We start from the raw sequence: 19,099 nt of genomic DNA on the forward strand, positions 1-19,099 counted from the left end.
TCAATTTATTGGATCGGACTTTTTACCTTTTCCTAGAGATAAAAAAAATCCCGGCTCAACCGGGATTAATCATCACAATGACAAATTAGCCAAGGATACTTTTCAGTTCAGCGTTAATTTCGCTTACTTTTTGTGTACCATCAACTTTGAAGTATTTCGCATTGCCTGCTTTAGCTTCATTTTGATAATAAGAAACTAACGGTGCTGTTTGAGTATGGTATTCAACTAAACGTTTACGAACGGTTTCTTCTTGGTCATCTTTACGTGTTGTTAATTCTTCACCCGTCACATCATCACGATTTTCCACTTTAGGTGGATTAAATTTCACATGATAAACACGACCTGATGGTGCGTGAACACGACGACCAATGATACGCTCAACAATGATGTCATCAGGTACAGCAAATTCCAGTACGAAATCCACATTGATACCTGCTTCTTTCATTGCATCAGCTTGTGGAATTGTTCTTGGGAACCCATCCAACAAGAAACCATTACGGCAATCGTCTTGCTTGATGCGCTCTTTAACTAACGCAATAACTAATTCATCTGTAACTAACTGGCCATTGTCCATCAGTGCTTTTGCTTTCAGTCCTAGTTCTGAACCTGAACTTACTGCCGCACGTAACATATCACCAGTTGAAATCTGTGGGATACCATAGTTTTCTTTAATGAATTGAGCCTGAGTGCCTTTACCAGCGCCTGGAGCGCCTAGCAGAATGATACGCATCGCGTAAATCCCCTTGCATTTAATTTTTTATATTTAAACTCGAAAACGCATTACCATACCATTTTGTGAGGTCATCGCTCAAGAAATCACGGTAGCGATTGCATTTTATTTTTATCGAAAAAGAAAAAACCACGCTCTCTCTTCAGAGAAACGTGGTTTAAATGTTTGAAAACGAAAACAGTTACGCTTTTTGAACTAAAAGTTGATTCACTAAGCGAATAAACTGGTTTGGATCCTCTAAAGAGCCTCTTTCAGCAAATAAAGCCTGATCCAGTAATAAATTGACCCAATCAGCAAATAAAGCGTCATCCGTTAACTCTGCTGTTTGTTTCACTAATGGATGATTTGGATTTAGCTCAAAGTTATATTTTACTTCTGGCACTTCTTGCCCTGCTGCCGCAAACAATTTCGCCATTTGTGTGGTCATTTCATCCGCACTGGTTGTCACAATCGCTGGGGTATCTGTTAAGCGGTGTGTTAATTTCACTTCTTTAACTTTGTCGCCCAACAAGGTTTTAATGCGTTCAACGAAAGGAGCTAATTGTTTATCTGTTTCTTCTTGCTCTGCATGCTTCTCTTCATCAGCCAGTTTATCTAAAGATTCATCTGCTTTACTAACAGACTGGAATGATTTGCCATCAAACTCAGTCAGGTAGTTCATCATCCACTCATCTATACGATCAGATAACAGCAATACTTCAATGCCTTTTTTGCGGAACAGCTCTAAATGAGGGCTATTTTTCGCAGCAGCATAGCTGTCAGCAGTGATGTAATAGATTTTTTCTTGACCTTCCACCATACGGCTAACGTAATCTTCCAGTGAAACAGTTTGAGCATCACTGTCGTTATGCGTTGACGCAAAACGTAGTAATTTAGCAATTGTTTCAATGTTAGATGAGTCTTCTGCTGGGCCTTCTTTTAAGACTAAACCAAACTCTTTCCAGAATGCTTGATATTCTTCTGGCTTGTTTTCTGCCAGTTTTTGTAGCATCTGTAATGCACGCTTAGTTAATGCACTGCGTAAATTACGTGTAACAGAGCTATCTTGTAAAATTTCACGAGAAACATTTAACGGTAAATCATTAGAATCCACTAACCCACGGATAAAACGTAGGTAATTAGGCATAAACTGCTCAGCTTCATCCATAATAAAGACACGCTGTACATACAGTTTTAAGCCATGACGTTGTTCACGATTCCATAAATCCCAAGGTGCTTTTGAAGGCACATATAATAAGCTTGTGTACTCTTGCTTACCTTCTACACGGTTATGTACCCAGCTTAATGGGTCGGCAAAATCATGAGAGATATGTTTATAAAACTCTTTATACTCTTCATCACTCACTTCGGCTTTATTACGAGTCCACAGTGCTTGCGCTTTATTAATTTTTTCCCACGTTACTGTGCCGTCTTCTTCATTTTTCGTTTCAATTTCAACAGGCAAAGAAATATGGTCGGAATATTTACTAATAATGCTACGCAGACGCCAGTCATCTAAATACTCATCTTCGCCTTCACGTAAGTGAAGTGTGATGTCAGTACCACGATCAGCCTTTTCAATATCAGCAACGGTGTAATCACCTTCACCTTCAGATTCCCAAAAAACACCTTTATCTGCGCTTTCGCCCGCAGCTCGAGTGCGTACGGTCACTTTATCTGCAACGATAAACGCGGAATAGAACCCAACACCAAACTGACCAATTAGTTGGCTATCTTTAGCTTGATCTTGTCCGATAGATTCTAAAAATGCTTTTGTTCCTGATTTTGCGATAGTACCCAGGTTATCAATGACTTCATCACGAGTCATACCAATACCATTATCACTGATAGTCAAAGTACGCGCTTCTTTATCAGTGGAAATACGCACATGCAACTCGCCGTTATTTTCATAAAGCGCTGCATCTGATAATGCACGGAAACGCAATTTATCTGCCGCATCTGATGCGTTAGAAATCAATTCGCGAAGGAAAATTTCTTTATTGGAGTAAAGAGAATGGATCATTAATTGAAGAAGTTGTTTAACTTCAGACTGAAATCCTCTTGTTTCCTGACCTTTCATACTCATTTTTACCTCAATTAATCCTAATTTGGCGAAAAAAACAATATGAGTAAAAAGTGGGGATAGTTAAGCTAGTTTCAAGGGTCGAGTAAAAAATTAAGCTAATAAAATTGATTAAATGCCTAAGAGAGATAAAAATGTGAAATGACTTTTCTCAATATTTTTAATTACAGAATATTTATACTTCAATGGCTAGAAGCCAGATTTTACCGCTAAGTTAATAGCGTTTACTTAGCGGTAAATAAGAAAATATTTGTGTTACATTGCTATTTTTGAGCGTCATTAACAATGATAGCGTTGGCACCTGCGATTGCTTCATCTAATGCATGTTTTATTGTATCAGCATGAGCAAGCACAACACCTAAACGGCGAGAGCCGGCAATTTCAGGTTTCGCAAAAAGACGAATTTGACGGTTCGCCTTCAACGCTTTTTCAATACCGGAATAAACGATATTTGAGCTATGTAGCTCTGGCAAAATCACAGCTGAAGCACAGTTACCTAACTGACGAATACCACCAATGGGATAACCTAAAAAAGCGCGAACATGAAGAGCAAACTCTGATAAGTCCTGTGAGATTAGCGTCACCAATCCTGTATCATGAGGACGAGGAGAGACTTCATTAAAAAACACCTCATCACCCTGCACAAATAGCTCTACGCCAAATAATCCATAACCCCCTAAATTTTTTACCACTTTACTCGCAATATGCTCTGCTTTAGCAAGGGCTATATCACTCATTTTTTGAGGTTGCCATGACTCACGATAATCTCCTTTTTCTTGCCGATGACCAATGGGAGCACAAAAATGGATACCATCAACAGCATGAATAGTTAATAACGTGATCTCAAAATCAAACGGGATCATTTTCTCAACGATGACACGCCCTTTTCCTGCTCGTCCGCCCTCTTGAGAATAGGCCCAAGCATGTGCTAAATCATTTTCACTACGGATAACACTTTGCCCTTTCCCCGACGAACTCATAACTGGTTTGACAATACAAGGAAAACCGATATCTAAAGCGGCTTTTTTAAAACTCACTTCATCATCGACAAATTGATAATTTGATGTTGGTAAAAGTAATGTTTCTGAAGCTAAACGACGGATCCCCTCTCTATCCATTGTGAGTTTTACAGCGCGGGCACAAGGAACAACTTTTTGCCCTTTTTGTTCTAATTCAACCAATAACGAAGTTGCTATCGCCTCAATTTCAGGAACAATAAAATCAGGTTGCTCTTGTTCAATAATGAGCTTTAATGCATTGCTATCAAGCATATTCACCACATGATGGCGATGTGCAATATGCATCGCGGGTGCATTGGGATAGCGATCAACTGCAATCACTTCAATACCTAGGCGCTGGCATTCAATAGCCACCTCTTTACCCAGTTCACCTGCACCTAATAGCATTACCTTTGTCGCATTAGCGGTAAGAGCCGTACCCAACACAGTCATTCTTCATCCTCACTATTTATCAAAAACACAATGACGCAAACGATTGCATTTGCGTAGCATAACGGATTTTACTTGATAGAAAAATAGGCAGGCAAAAATAATCAATCGAAGAAAGAAAACCATTACAAAATTTGGCTGCGTTTTCCTTTTTGGATTTTTAGATAATTAAGGCGTTTTCGGATAAGTGCCAAGATACAGCATAAAAGCCCCAGCCAAATTAGAGAAAAACTGACACCTTTAACTTCATCAAAAGCTTCATGGAATAAGAAAACAGCTAGTAAAAATTGAATAGTAGGTTCTATATATTGCGCTAGTCCAATAACGGTTAACGTCGTTCGTTTCACGGCTGCAGTAAAAAACAATAATGGCAATATGGTAACAGGTGCGGTTAAAACATAATAAAAACGAGTCAGATTATCTGCTGAAGGTAGCGCGCTTTTATCTGTCATAAACAACCAAATGGTCACGCCTATTGCTAATGGCATTAACCAGAGTGTTTCCATAAATAAAGAAGTGATCACATCAAAACGAATAAACTTACGGATCAAACCATATACAGCAAATGCGCCCCCCATCATGATAGCGAGTACAGGTAATTCACCGTACATCCACAATTGATACCCCACTCCGGCACAAATTAAGGTAACAGCCCATTTTTCTGCTAGATTAAGCTGTTCTTTAAGAAAGATGACTCCTAATAAAATAGAGAAAAGTGGATTAATAAAATATCCCAAGCTCGCTTCTAATACTTGTTGATGTGTTAATGCATAGGTAAATGTACACCAAGAAACGGCCATGGCCATTGAGCTAAATAGGCACATAAAAATAGAGCGCCTATCCTGCAAAACAACGCGCCATCGTGTCCTATTTTTAATAAAGAGTCGTACGAGTAATAAAAGAGGGATAGACCAGATCAAGCGTTGAGCCAACATTTCTAACGGTTGCGCTCCGGGTAACAGCCGATAAAACAGTGGCGTTATTCCCCAAAGAATATAAGAAAAAATGGCTAATACTGCGCCCGATTGAGCCCACATTTAATGTTCCATCAATAAAAGTCAATAAGGTTTAATATCATACGCTTAAAATAGACAGAACAATATGATCAGCATCGCTGATTGATCAAACATCAGTACGATGACATAGACAAGATAAAAAAAATCTCCACAAATAACGACGCCGAGAAAAGTAGTTATAAATGGAGAGTTGGAAAATACCATTAAGGGAAAACCGTGGTAAAAACCACAACCAGAAAAAATAGGTAAGTTGTTAGAAAATCTCCCTAACATGTAAAGGTGGTTGCTGCTGAACAAAATCACGTAATTTTTTACGACTTGGTGCCGCGGCTATCGCCCCTTTTTGAGTCGTGGCTAAAGCACCACAAGCCGCCGCTTGCGTCACTATTTTCGATAAATATTGCTCATCTTCTGCAAAACCATATTCTGCCACCGCCGCTAATAAACCAGCCATAAAGGCATCACCAGCCCCTGTAGTATCTACACACTCAACGGTAAAAGCACTCAATGCGATTTGAGTATTTGGCGTTAAAACTAAACAACCTTTAGAGCCTTGGGTGATCACTTTTAAACGCGCGGGATAATCTTCTAATTTTTTAAGGGCATTATTCAATGTCACTTCTTGTGTCATCCACGTAAGCTCATCTTCTGATAATTTTAATATGTCAACTTTATGCGCATAATTATCGATAACTTCGCGCATTTCTTCGTGATCACGCCACATTTGAGGGCGTAAGTTAATATCAAAACTCAGCAATGAATCCGTCTCTTTAATACTCTTAATCGCCGTATCCAAAGTTGAGCGACAAATGGAGTTCACTAATGCTAAAGAGCAAAAATGCAAAATATCTTTTTCAAACGCAGGTAAAGATTTTTCCGTTAAAAATTGATCAGCAGACTCAGCAACTAAGAAAGTAAAATCACGCTCACCATTTTCTTGTAAAGAGACAAGAACAGTGCTGGTACGGTGAAACTCATCAAATTCCATTGCGCGAGTATCGACCCCCAGGTCAAACAATGTTTTTTGCATAAAATGGCCGAACGCATCTTCACCTACACGTCCAATAAAACCACTTTGTTGACCAAGCTTAGCGACGCCCGCAGCAACATTGACAGGCGCGCCACCAGCGCATGCTTCATATTGCATGTTTTGCAATGGGATCAAGTCAACAACAGCGTCACCTAAAGACCAGACTTTCATAATCTCTCCTGAAGATAAGCAATTATTTTTCTTAACTATATTCTGTTTTTATGACTATTCATAACGAATAAGTAAAGATATTGCTCGTAAATCCACACTGATAACGTTAACATAATAAGATAATATGATAAAGTCAATCTCATGCATCGTATTTTTTTCGCTCTAAATGTTATCGTTAACAACAAGAGTAATAGTGTGATTAGTCTGTTCTTTACCTTTTCTGTGCTCTTAAAAACACACTAATAACTCTAAAATAGAATAAGGATAATGATATGAAACACCGCTTAGAACAATCAACAAACGCCTTAAATACTTTGATTGAAAAACGAGGCAATAAATTTTATCCCCAGTTTCATTTAGCTGCGCCTGCGGGTTGGTTAAATGACCCTAATGGTCTTATTTATCATGATGGTTTATATCATGCCTTTTATCAGCACCATCCTTATTCTCAAGATTGGGGGCCAATGCATTGGGGACATGCCACTAGCTCCGATATGATACACTGGCAACACCAACCCATCGCGTTAGCGCCGGGAGATGAGTACGACAAAAGTGGTTGTTTCTCAGGATCAGCCATTAGCCATGAAGGCAAACTCTATCTTTTCTATACAGGACACAATTGGTTAGCCGCCGAAGGGGATGATAGCCAAATCTATGAAGCACAATGTGTTGCTATCAGTGAAGATGGTATTCATTTTGAGAAAAAAGGCATCGTTTTAGAACCCCCTAAAGGCTATATGCACTTTCGTGATCCTAAAGTCTGGTATCAAGAAGGTAAATGGTGGATGGTTGTTGGTGCGCGTGATGAAAAAGATCAAGGACAAGTCCTACTCTTCTCTAGCGAAAATTTATTTGTCGAAGGCCAGCAGTGGAACAATGATTACACTGTTTTAGGAAAAACAGATGATAAAAATGTCTATATGTGGGAGTGCCCAGATTTCTTTCCTATTAGTCAAGAAAATGAATTTGCAATCGTCTTCTCACCACAAGGAAAACGTGCTGAAGGCTATCAATATCGCAACCTCTTTCAATCAGGTGCATTAATTGGCAAGTGGTCACCAAATCAACCGTTTAAACCACAAGGACACTTTATTGAACTTGATAATGGCCATGACTATTACGCGCCACAATCATTTATGACTCCTGATGGTCGTCGTGTTTCTATGGGCTGGATGGATATGTGGAATTCACCCATGCCATCAAAAGCAGAGTTTTGGGCTGGTTGCTTCACATTGCCTCGCGAAATTACCTTTGATAAGAGCAAAAATCGTTTACGTATGGTGCCAGTCAAAGAAATTGAATCATTACGCCAAGAAAAAAACACCATTAAACCTCTCACATTAAGCCATCAATCTATAGAGTTGATTGATAACACATCAGCTATCGAACTCGATTTAACATGGTCTTTAGACAGCCAAGCCGAGAAATTTGGCTTATGGCTAGGTGAAGGACTCGAGCTTTTTGTAGATAATCAATCAAATCGTTTAGTGCTTAATCGTCATTACCCTCAGCATAATATAAGTGGGGCTAGAAGCATTCCATTACCTGAAGGTTGTGAATTAAATTTACGTATTTTTATTGATCGCTCATCAATTGAAGTCTTTGTAAATAAAGGGGAATTCACCCTTAGTAGTCGATATTATGCTCAACAAGATATCCAAGCTTTACATCTTTTTGCTATGAATGGTGATGCAACACTGATTAATGGTGAATATTGGCAACTAAATAGTATTTACTGATATTGAGAAGATAAGTAAGACGTGAGTCTTTAAATAGACTCACGTTCAACTAATTGACAAGGTACGTGTACGATATCTCTATGGTTTCTTTCTTGAATGATATGCAATGTCGCTTCTTTACCTAATTCATAATGAGGAAGTTGTACTGTTGTTAATGGTGGATAAAACAACTCTCCTGTACCAATCATATTGTCGTATCCCAAAACAGCTACTTGCTCTGGAATACGTAACCCCATAGAAAGTAAAACTTGGTAAGCTAAAAATGCAATACGGTCATTACCACAAATGAGAATATCAAAGTCAGCTTTTTGATGAACACAATGCTTTTTCAATATTTCAATCACATCACGATAGTGCTCATCTCCAAATATCATCGTATATTGTTGCAGATCAGCCAATGGCAACCCAGCTTCTAGCCAAGCATCTTCGACCGCTTTACGACGAATAGGGCCTGCAACTGACTCTTCAGGTATATAAAAACACAAAGGACGGCGATACCCTTTTTCGATGACTTTTTTCATCGCAAAATACTGCCCATGATAATCATCGGGAATATAAGTTGGAAAAGCGTGCGTTTTATCCAAGCAGTTTGCTAGCACTAAATTCTTATCAAACAACTTTTCATGTACAGTGATTTCACGCAACCCCATAGTGGTATAGATGATACCATCTGGACGTTGAGCCAAAAGTTGCCAAATTGCATTTTCATAACAATCTTGTGCAGTCAAATTGACAACAAATGAACTCCAACCAAATTCTCTTGCAGTTTGTTCTATCGATAAAATCATTTCCACCGAAAATGGTGTCGTTGCGGTATCAATTGCTAGAACACCAATTGATGATACTTTTGTTCCTTGTCCACGAATTTTTCGTGCAGAATAATCTGGAACATAGTTAAGTTGATCAATCGCATCTTGGACTTGCTTCAGTGTTTCTGGTTTTAATAACTCAGGGTTATTAATCGCTCTTGAGACTGTCATCAAAGAAACGGATGCAAGTCGAGCTACATCTTTCAGTGACGCCATAGTATTGGCTCGATTGGTTTATTAAAAAGGGTCAATAGAAATAAAGTACTATTTTACAAGAAGTAAAGTCAAAAAGCCACAAAGGGAGTTGTATTGTAACCACCTGCGACTATTAATTAATTCATAAAAAGACACCTAAATATATTATTTTTTTACTTATCAATTGAGTTTAATATAGTTAAAATCACTTACTAGAAAAAACTTAGTTACAATTAATAATAGTTATTTCTCCCTTCATTATAGAAATTAATTATTCTTATCTATAAAATACAAATATTGAAACAAAACAAAGTTCTGATATTTTATCTATAATATAATACAGAAGTATTAACCATTTTTAATTTGATATATTCTGAATATAGCTCCGTTGCATGGATGTTACCCTACACAAAAAACTTATAAATTAGTCAAATTTCGTTACTCATTCACTTTTAGTGTAAGAGCAAAGTAAAATCAGGAGCAACATATGGAATCAATAATCCACTTAATCACTTTTGAAGAGGACAGTACAAAAGTTCAACTTAAAGCTGTTCTTTCTTCTTTAGCGGCTAATGTGAAAACCTATTCAAATGAACAGGCCTTCTTAAAATACTATTTTTCATCGACAAAAGGAGCTCATAAAGAGTGCATCATAATTAATACAAAAAGCAGTGCAGCCCCCTCAATTGCACTGATTAAAGAACTCAACAAATTGAAAAACATTATCCCTATAATTATTATTTCTGGGGATAGTTCCATTGAAAGTTGTCGTAACGCATTTAAATCAGGAGCTTTTGAATATTTAACTCGTCCTCTAAATGTGAATGAACTTCTTAATATTGTCTCGGAATCTTTTCTACATTATGAAAGTGAAGTTGAGCAATTCCGAACATATATATCTCTAAAAGATAAATTTAGTAAGTTATCTAATAGAGAAAAAGAGGTTATGGAGATGATCCTTGAAGGAAATACGAGTAAAGAAGCAGCAGAAAAACTTTCGCTATCGCCTCGAACAGTTGAAGTACATCGTTCAAACATGTATACAAAATTGAGAATAAGATCACTACCACAATTAGTTCAAGAATATGATTTCTTTAAGAAATATGACTTAAGAACAAACTAATTTACAATGTGATTTCTATTTATCAATAGGTTGTATTATCTAGCGATATAACGATATGACCTGTTTAACTTTCATTATCTTTTATTAATGAGAGAAAGCTGTACTTCTAAAAATATTCTATTTTGGATGAATTACACCTAATATGGGAATAATTAATACGTTAGACACCATTCTACGATATAAAGGGTGGCAACTTATTTTGATGCCCCCTTTCATTAGGGGTAGTTTAATTTCAATTTAAAACACTCGTATATCTCATTTTCATAATCTCTATTATTAATAACTATTATGATTTTCTTTATTAATAATAGAAACACAAGAAAAGATGAAAGCATTAATTTGATATAAATCATTTTTTACTTGTTATAAAGATGATTATTCTTATTTTTTAATTTCTCATTTTCTTTATTCTTATTTCACGAAGAAAATTATTAATGATTAAAAAATAACACAAAAGAAATCCTCGTCTCTTTTTTATACCCATTTAAAGACTATTTATGCGTTTTGATTTTAGCTCTAAAAAAGAGTTTCTTTATAAGAAAATTCTAACCAAAACGTTTTAATTGTAATTATTTAAACTGTAAAATAAGAAATAATAATAAGTATTTCCATTTATACTCAATTTTACTTAAGAAATTTATTCTCTTTATAGTTTAATTAATGTAATACATCATTTATTATTTTTACTTAATAACAGTCAAATAAAGAATATCATTAAATGATCGTCTTATGTAAGTATAATATACTAGTTGTGAACAAGTATTAACACCTATAAAAACAAATGAATATTAATGATTGTTTTATAATCTTAATAAGAGCATAACAAGAATAAATTAATCCACACAAAAAAACATAAGACAAACTTATACGTTTATTCTTATTCTCACTTTGTCCAAATGCCTTTATGCTATACCCTCCTAACTCGCTTTTTAAAAAGAAAAATGAACGCTCAAGATAAAAACCGCCGTCCTATAAAAGCAAGGCAAACAAACTGGGCCACAAAGTGTAGTCGCTACTTACAACAAAAAGGAGCAACCCCAAACGGTATTTCCGTATTTAGCGTCGTATTTGCATTACTTGCAGCCTTATCACTTTTTTGTGCTCTCTTTTACACATCTGGATTATTACGCTCAATCTTACTGATCCTTGGCGCGATCATGATCCAAGGTCGCCTCATTTGTAATTTATTAGATGGTATGGTTGCCGTCGAAGGAGGTATGAAAAGCCCTGTAGGTGCTGTTTATAATGAATTACCAGACAGAATTGCCGATACTTTAATTATTTTGGGTGTTGGTTATGGGTTATCTCCTGACTTTTCTATGGCCATTACGTTGAGTTGGGTGGGGGCTTTTTTTGCAGTAATGACCGCTTATGTTCGCGTATTAGGTGGAGCTTGTGGGTTAGAGCAACAATTTACAGGCCCAATGGCAAAACAACACCGAATGGCATTATTAACCTCTGTTGCTGTTATTGCTGCATTTATTCCCAGTCTTTGGGGAATATGGCTCTTTTTTATTTCATTATGGATTATTATTTTAGGTTCAACGCTGACCACAATTTTCAGAACCCGTCGAATTTTACGGGATTTAGCACAAGGTGTCTGATTAATGAAAAATGGAAAACTTGCTTTCGATGCAAAAGTGGTATCATCCGTCTTAGTCTCTATTTGTCGATTTTTAACAGGTATTCGCGCTAAACAAACCTCACCTATTGCAAAAGATACACCTTGCATTTATTACGCTAACCACTCTAGCCATCTTGATGGCTTAGTTATTTGGTCTTGTCTTTCGCCCAATATTCGCCCTTATGTTCATCCAGTTGCCGCTGAAGATTATTGGAATAAAAACCGCTTACGTCGTTATTTATCTCGTCGTATCTTTAGAGCCATTCTTATCCCTCGTCATGCTGCCAAAATGAATTTTCCACAAGAAGAAAATTCTTGCGAAGAGGTTGTAAAACAACCCGCTAATGACTCGGCATCATCTGCACCAAATAAAACCAATGCACTTGCTCTGATGCAAGAAATTTTAGACCGAGGGGATTCTTTAATTATTTTTCCAGAAGGTACTCGAGGTAATGGCGAATCAATTCAAGATTTTAAAGCGGGACTTTGGCATCTCTCTCGTAAAAATCCGAATGTGCAATTAGTCCCTATTTATCTGGAAAACTTAAATCGAGTCCTACCTAAAGGCTCTCGCTTAGTTGTTCCCGTTATTTGTAGTGCAATTTTTGGTGCCCCTATTGGATCAACTCATGAAAATGAAAGTAAACAAGAGTTTCTGGTAAGAGCAAAAAATGCGTTAGAGGAGCTACACAATGGAACGTATTAATAACGAAGTCCTCTGGATATTTATCGGACTCTTCTCTTTCTTAATTATCGCCAGCATTATTGGCGCTATTTTAGCGGCAGTAAAAGGCCCAACATCCACTATCAAAAATCTTAATTCAAGGATCAACGCATGGTGGGTAATGTGTATTATTGCAGGTGTTGCAATAGGGATTGGGGCAATCGGATCTGTCATCCTATTTGCTATTATCTCATGGCTTGCATTACGCGAACTTATCACCTTAACCCCCACACATCGTGGCGATCATGAAGCGCTCTTCTGGTGTTTCTTCGTTATATTGCCTCTCCAATACATTCTTGTTGGTGTGCAATGGTATAACTTAATGGCGGTATTTATCCCTGTTTACGCCTTCTTATTAATCCCAACACGCATGGCACTTTCAGGTGATACCCGCCATTTCTTAGAGCGTATGGCAAAAGTGCAATGGAGTGTAATGATAGCCATTTATTGCCTGAGTTATGCTCCTGCACTATTAATGTTGCCAATTGAAGGTTTTGAAGGTCGTAATATTAACCTACTGCTCTTTTTAATGATTGTGGTACAAGTTTCTGACGTACTCCAATATGTCTTTGGTAAATTATTTGGCAAACATCCTATCGTGCCTAAATTAAGCCCAAATAAAACAGTCGAAGGTTTTTTCGGCGGCATTATCTCGGCTAGTCTTATTGGTATGATGTTGTGGTGGGCAACGCCTTTCTCATGGTGGGCAGCATTTTTACTCTCTTTAGTTATTACATTGGCGGGTTTTGCTGGTGGTTTATGTATGTCAGCGATAAAAAGAGACAGTGGTGTAAAAGACTTTGGCACAATGATAGAAGGTCATGGTGGCATGATGGATAGAATGGATTCCCTCTGTTTTGCAGCCCCTATTTTCTTCCATGTTATTCGCTATTTTTACGTTTAGTTTTACTTTGTTTAATCAAAAGTAAACTATCCTATATAGACTAAAATGCCGATATTAAAACTATCGGCATTTTTATACTCATCTTTTTTCTCATACTAATTCAATATCACAAATTGACAATCATTATATAAATTAAACATTTGTTTTAATTTTAGATTAAAAATCAATACTAAGTATTTTACATATAAATCAAATAATTAAATAAAAACATTGTGAATAAAGAGGTCTGCTTTCTCTACTATTTTATTTATAATGATAGCCTAGAAGGCTGCTATCTTTTACCCTAGCGCTCCTTTTCATTTTAGCTCCTTTAAAATTATGATCACTTGGATACTTCTTGCTTTTTCTTTGTTATTTTTGGGTTTTAATCGCACTATTGCATTTATTACACTCATTTTTACAGCACTTAGCGCGTTTATAACAGATGTTATTACATGGCAAACTTTGCCGATTATCTTTAGTATTCTGTTATTAACATTTGCTTATTCCCGTTATAAAACACAACCACTGCTTCGGGCAATTATCATTTTTGCTCTTATTATCATTGCTAGTGGCTTAGCCTTTCATCTTATTCCTGGTTTTAACAATTTACGCTACCTTTCACATGCCATTATAGGGATGAAAAGCGCCCCTTTTTCTTTTTATTTCAATGCCGATAAAGCATTATTACCTTTTATTTTTCTGATCTTTATTCCTACGCTTTTTGTTTGCGAACCATTAAAAAAAGCAAATAAATTACAGTGGGCAATACTAATTATTGCTATTCCTGCATTGCTATTAATCGCTGTAAAACTGGGAGGATTAGCAATTGAATTGCATTTACCATCATGGTTACCTGCATTTATTCTCGCAAACCTCTTTTTTGTATCACTTGCTGAAGAAGCATTATTTAGAGGTGTTATTCAGCAAACCTTATCACGTTACCTTCCTCCTTATGTTGCGCTATTAATTGCAGCGATAATCTTTGGCCTTGCGCACATTGCAGGAGGAATACTATTAGTTATTTTCGCTTCGTTGGCAGGTGTTATTTATGGATTAGCTTGGATGTGGAGTGGTCGGCTTTGGGTTTCAACGCTATTTCACTTTGCGCTTAATCTGACTCACCTGCTCTTTTTTACTTACCCATTTAAAATAGCGTGATCTCTATTTTTTATTCTGATCTTCACTGCCTTTTACTGATATCTTAACTTCATCAGTAAAAGGATAAGTGAAACGTGAAAGCTATCACATAAATAGAACACAGATACTCTTATTTGCGCCCATCATCTGGTGAAATTTTTGTTAGTATGCTCTATCGCTTATCTATAAATAATCAAAACTTCATACGGCAAACAACAATAAGTCAAAAATAATAACATCCATTAACACGATAAGAAGTTGTCTTACTTTGCGGTATAGACCTAAGAAAAAATAGGTAAGCTTTGCTCTATTTGCTTTTTTAAATTCAGCATTCTCTGCTGATATTTTGCCTCTCTTATTACCAGGACAAAAGATATGTTAGACCAAGAAATGATCCGTACCTTTATTCAGGTTGCCGATTGCCAAAGTTTTACCAAAGCAGCAGATGTTCTTCACAAGACATCAGCTGCGATTAGTTACCGTATAAAAACATTAGAAGAAAATATCGGCACCCAACTTTTTAATCGCACCACAAGAACCGTGACACTCACGCCTGCGGGTGAATATCTATTAGAGAAATGTCGCCAATGGATTGTATGGTTAGAGTCAATGCCTGTGGAACTTCAGCAAATGAACGCAGGTGTCGAACATCAGGTCAATATTGTCATTAATAATCTTCTCTATGATCGCACTGCTGTTGCCAGTATGTTGGCTTGTCTTCATCAACGTTTTCCGTCTACCCAATTTCATATTACTCGCCAAGTCTATATGGGGGTTTGGGATGCGCTTATTAACGAAGATTATCATTTTGCTATCGGTGTGACGGGTAATGAATCCCTTAAGAATAATATTAACATATGTGCTATGGGCGAAATTCAATGGCAATTTGTTGTCGCGCCTAATCATCCTTTAGCCAATATCAGTGGTGTATTAAGTGATGATCAAATGCGTATGTATTCTGCAGTAAACGTCGAGGATACGTCTCGCCATCTTTCTAAACGTACAGCATGGCGCTTATCGGGTCAGCACGAAATTCGCGTTCCTGATTTACACACCAAATTAGCCTGTCATTTAAAAGGCGTCGGTATCGGATTTTTACCATTAAGTTTGTGCAAACCACTTATTGATAGTGGGCAGCTAATTGCCAAAGAAGTAAGAAATCGTCGTCATAATTCACCACTTTCTTTAGCTTGGTGTGAAGATAAAAAAGGTGCGGTAGTCAGTCATTTAGTGGAATTATTTAAGCAAAATCATCCCAGCGTGCAATCGTTTTACGATCCTTTAAATTAAAAGGGCAAACCGAAGTTTGCCCTTTTGCTGCTAATTCAGTAATTATCTGAATAAAGAATTACGCTTTTGCTTCTTCTTTATTATTGTTGCTTTCTTTAATAAAGAGGCTTGCCACAATACCAATACAAATCAGAATAGCGGCAAAGTAGAAACCTGAGTCCATACTTCCTGTTTTATCTGATAAGAAACCCGTTAGTGTTGGCGCAAAAACCGAACCCAACATACCAATACAGTTATAAACACCAAACGATGTACCTAACGCATGTCGTGGTGAGTTATCAGCAACTACAGCAACTAATACTGGGTTTGTACTGATTTTACCTACAATACCATAAAGGATCAGCGCACCAATTAACACAGGCATTGATTCTGACATTGGCACAGCCAAAATAGCGACTAATGACAACGGTAACATAATCAGTAATACCGGTTTACGACGACCAATTTTATCTGAAACCCAGCTAAAAAGAAGTGAACCAGGAATAGCAAACCACGGCATTAATGATGCGATAGTTGAAATTTGTGTCCCTGTAATTCCACGTTCAGTTTCTAAGTAGTACGGTAACCAAGTGACTAATACAAAGAAACCATAGATTGAACAGAAGATAGTGACATACGCAAGGTTGATATTGCGATTACCAAATAAATCTTTAAATGTCAGTTTAACTTTCTGTTTTGGTGCGCCAGCTTCTGTCGCAGGTTGTGCTTTGGGTTTATCTTTAATGATCCATAACATCACCAAACCAATAATGATAATTGGCACACCGATAATATAGAACGGCGCACGCCAGCTCATTCCCATCTCACCCACAGAAATACTTGAGATGTAATAACCAATAGACAGACCAAATGCCATACCACTATTAATAATCGCACTACCTAGCGTAATACGATGTTTCGGTATCGCTTCTGAAGATAAGCCATACTGAGGACCATAATAGAAGCCTTGGAAGATCCCCACCATGACCCATGCAAACATAAAGGTCACGTAAGTTGGCATCATACCCGCAATAATGGTGAACCCACCAAAGAGCACAACACCTGTTACTAATACTTTTTTCTTACCTAAATAGTCACCAATCATGCCTGATGGAATATTGAGTGCAGTATATCCGATAAAGAAAATACTCATGATAGAACCAAGTTGAGCTTTAGTAAGATCAAACTCAGCACCAATATTTACCATTAATGGGCCGACAATGGCGCGACTACCATAAAGTGCAATCCAACCAAAGAAGAAGATAATGGTCAGTTTGACCCAATAAGGGACTTTGCCTTTCTCATTCACTTGTGCATCGTTCATAATGACGCTCCTGAAAGAATTTTTATTAAGACTTATAAATTAAAGTGCCAGACTGACCTTCAATAACTTGTTGAATATTTTGTAATGCACCAATATGAGCTTGTTGCCCTGTTGCATTAACAAAATCACTCACCGCCATAATTTTTGGTCCCATTGCGCCATCAGCGACAGCCATTGGTGCAAGTTCTTCTGGTGTTGCTTCACGAATTGCAGCTTGTTCTGGTGTACCCCAATTTTTATAAATAGCATCAGCCTCTGTTAAAATAACAAAGTGTTCTGCATTTAATTCACGAGAAATTAAAGCCGCTGTTAAATCTTTATCAATAACCGCTTCACTACCAATAAATTCATTATTTGTGTTGTTAACTGGAATACCGCCACCACCACCACAAATAACAATATGACCTTTATCTAATAAAAGTCTTACTGCTTCGATATCAATAATCTTTTTCGGTGTTGGTGATGGCACAACACGGCGGTAATGTTTACCATCTTGTTTAAATGTCCATTGATACTTCGCAATTAATTCTTCTTTATCAGCTTCATCATAAATAGGGCCAATAAATTTACTTGGATCGTTAAATGCTTCATCATTAATATCAACAGAAACACGTGTCATTACCGTTGTAATAGCTTGATTTGGGTTATTTTGATTAATTTTTTGCATCATCATATAACCAATCATACCTTGGCTTTCAGCCACTAGAATATCCAACGGATAGGCTGGAACAGCTTGATATGCCAGGTTTTGTAGTGCAAGCAATCCAACTTGAGGCCCATTGCCGTGTACTAATACAACACGATACTCTTTAGCTAATTTATTAATTGTCTCTGACATCAATTCAATATTTTTATATTGATTTTCAGCAGACAAAATTTCTCCGCGTTGCAATAATGCATTTCCGCCTAAAGCAATAACAATTGTTTTCATAATTATCCGTATCCGAATGTTTATATAAATTCTTTTATTAAAAAAAATTAATAAATATGCTGTTGTTGTTTTTTAGTTTGGTAACCAATCCATAATCCCAGTAATGTATCTGCACCGGAATGATGACCAATAGAGAGTATTTCCAACATATCCTTAAAAATAATCTCTTTATTCTTTATTTTTTTACCTAGTTGAATGAGATAGGTAGAAAATATTCCCTGGGTGGCATATTCCAAATAATGCTTACTGACAACGGTGGTCAATTCAGATAAAGGCGGTGTGTTATAAAAAAAATTATTAAGTTTATTTTCTGGCTCTGCTAAATAATGCGCAAATAACATACCCACCAGCATATCATCTGAGCTTGGTGTTAACCCGGGGCCTTTCCCTGTAAAAATAGCCCAGTTAACAGCATTGCCTAATAACTGATTATGAAATAGCTTAGTTAATAATTTAATTTCATTAAGTTGCGCGATTTGGCGATAATTTTTTAATGGCCCATATAACCCTGTCGCAATCGAGGGTGAGAGCAGAGAAAAAAAACTTTCTAACCAACGCAAATCTAGTTCCGCTTTATCTTGTAAACGTAAATCCTCTCTCTGACCTGCGAGTAGAGTGAGTTTATTTGCAAGTATGGCTTGATGATCTTTTAGACTCATCATGACCGAGGGATGGCACTGTTTAGCAAAATAATCGAAATCATCTTGTTTCAATAACCATCCCATCGGGCTTAATCCTCTTCCTTCGCGATGAAAAGTGATTAAGCGTTGTTGAGGACAAATGAAATTCAAAGCATGATCATAAATGCCCACACATTTAATCTCACCTTCAAAGTCAGTGATATGCTGGCTGGTTTGAAGTGCTTGAATTTGCATAATGCC

General features: G+C 36.9%; 16 protein-coding genes. 7 read left to right on the forward strand and 9 right to left on the reverse strand.

Annotated elements, in window-relative coordinates; genetic code table 11:
* Positions 1–85 precede the first annotated feature (85 nt).
* The 5 genes from adk to H1225_RS11530 form a co-directional block, all read right to left on the reverse strand.
* Positions 86–730: an adenylate kinase gene (gene adk / locus H1225_RS11510; RefSeq protein ID WP_161670807.1), complete on the reverse strand. Its 645-nt coding sequence runs from the start codon at positions 728–730 to the stop codon at positions 86–88.
* A gap of 181 nt (positions 731–911) precedes the next feature.
* Entirely contained in the window at positions 912–2,795 is a 1,884-nt protein-coding gene (gene htpG / locus H1225_RS11515) for a molecular chaperone HtpG (RefSeq protein ID WP_161727558.1), read from the reverse strand.
* A 260-nt stretch (positions 2,796–3,055) separates the two neighbouring features.
* Positions 3,056–4,243 carry a formate-dependent phosphoribosylglycinamide formyltransferase gene (gene purT / locus H1225_RS11520; protein ID WP_109400186.1) on the reverse strand — a complete coding sequence of 396 codons (1,188 nt, stop codon included), beginning with the start codon at positions 4,241–4,243 and terminating at the stop codon, positions 3,056–3,058.
* Between the two features lie 122 nt (positions 4,244–4,365).
* Positions 4,366–5,277, reverse strand: a complete 912-nt coding sequence (rarD, locus tag H1225_RS11525; RefSeq protein WP_109400187.1) for an EamA family transporter RarD — start codon at positions 5,275–5,277, stop codon at positions 4,366–4,368.
* 232 nt (positions 5,278–5,509) lie between these two features.
* The gene (locus tag H1225_RS11530) at positions 5,510–6,457 is read right to left on the reverse strand and encodes an aminoimidazole riboside kinase (RefSeq protein ID WP_072065114.1); all 948 of its coding nucleotides are present in this window, start codon (positions 6,455–6,457) and stop codon (positions 5,510–5,512) included.
* 272 nt (positions 6,458–6,729) lie between these two features.
* Between H1225_RS11530 and H1225_RS11535 the strand changes: the two genes are divergently transcribed.
* Positions 6,730–8,196 (forward strand): glycoside hydrolase family 32 protein, encoded by a 1,467-nt coding sequence (locus tag H1225_RS11535; protein ID WP_006534038.1) that lies wholly within the window; start codon positions 6,730–6,732, stop codon positions 8,194–8,196.
* 29 nt (positions 8,197–8,225) lie between these two features.
* Here H1225_RS11535 and H1225_RS11540 read toward each other — a convergent pair whose 3' ends face one another.
* A complete protein-coding gene (locus tag H1225_RS11540) occupies positions 8,226–9,221 on the reverse strand; it encodes a LacI family DNA-binding transcriptional regulator (protein ID WP_006534039.1) in 996 nt (331 codons plus the stop codon).
* Positions 9,222–9,687: 466 nt separating this feature from the next.
* Here H1225_RS11540 and H1225_RS11545 point away from each other — a divergent pair, with 466 nt between their 5' ends.
* The 6 genes from H1225_RS11545 to allS all read left to right on the forward strand — a co-directional run bounded on the left by H1225_RS11545 (position 9,688) and on the right by allS (position 15,984).
* Entirely contained in the window at positions 9,688–10,323 is a 636-nt protein-coding gene (locus H1225_RS11545) for a response regulator transcription factor (RefSeq protein WP_109400190.1), read from the forward strand.
* A 941-nt stretch (positions 10,324–11,264) separates the two neighbouring features.
* The gene (locus H1225_RS11550) at positions 11,265–11,927 is read left to right on the forward strand and encodes a CDP-alcohol phosphatidyltransferase family protein (RefSeq protein ID WP_161670805.1); all 663 of its coding nucleotides are present in this window, start codon (positions 11,265–11,267) and stop codon (positions 11,925–11,927) included.
* 3 nt (positions 11,928–11,930) lie between these two features.
* Positions 11,931–12,653: a lysophospholipid acyltransferase family protein gene (locus H1225_RS11555; protein ID WP_072065119.1), complete on the forward strand. Its 723-nt coding sequence runs from the start codon at positions 11,931–11,933 to the stop codon at positions 12,651–12,653.
* Positions 12,640–13,575 (forward strand): phosphatidate cytidylyltransferase, encoded by a 936-nt coding sequence (locus H1225_RS11560; protein WP_109400192.1) that lies wholly within the window; start codon positions 12,640–12,642, stop codon positions 13,573–13,575. The genes H1225_RS11555 and H1225_RS11560 overlap by 14 nt, the downstream gene beginning before the upstream one ends.
* Positions 13,576–13,893: 318 nt before the next feature.
* A complete protein-coding gene (locus H1225_RS11565) occupies positions 13,894–14,715 on the forward strand; it encodes a CPBP family intramembrane glutamic endopeptidase (RefSeq protein WP_161670804.1) in 822 nt (273 codons plus the stop codon).
* Between the two features lie 354 nt (positions 14,716–15,069).
* On the forward strand, positions 15,070–15,984 hold the full coding sequence (gene allS, locus H1225_RS11570) for an HTH-type transcriptional activator AllS (protein ID WP_239739132.1): 915 nt from the start codon (positions 15,070–15,072) through the stop codon (positions 15,982–15,984).
* A 58-nt stretch (positions 15,985–16,042) separates the two neighbouring features.
* Here the strand turns inward: allS and H1225_RS11575 are convergent, their stop codons facing one another.
* The 3 genes from H1225_RS11575 to H1225_RS11585 are packed head-to-tail and all read right to left on the reverse strand — an operon-like array spanning position 16,043 to position 19,093.
* Entirely contained in the window at positions 16,043–17,287 is a 1,245-nt protein-coding gene (locus tag H1225_RS11575; protein ID WP_006534048.1) for an MFS transporter, read from the reverse strand.
* A gap of 25 nt (positions 17,288–17,312) precedes the next feature.
* Positions 17,313–18,218 (reverse strand): carbamate kinase, encoded by a 906-nt coding sequence (locus H1225_RS11580; protein ID WP_109400195.1) that lies wholly within the window; start codon positions 18,216–18,218, stop codon positions 17,313–17,315.
* Between the two features lie 47 nt (positions 18,219–18,265).
* Positions 18,266–19,093 (reverse strand): oxamate carbamoyltransferase subunit AllH family protein, encoded by an 828-nt coding sequence (locus H1225_RS11585; RefSeq protein ID WP_072065123.1) that lies wholly within the window; start codon positions 19,091–19,093, stop codon positions 18,266–18,268.
* Positions 19,094–19,099: the final 6 nt, after the last annotated feature.

This window comes from Proteus penneri, from assembly GCF_022369495.1.
GTDB lineage: Bacteria > Pseudomonadota > Gammaproteobacteria > Enterobacterales > Enterobacteriaceae > Proteus > Proteus penneri.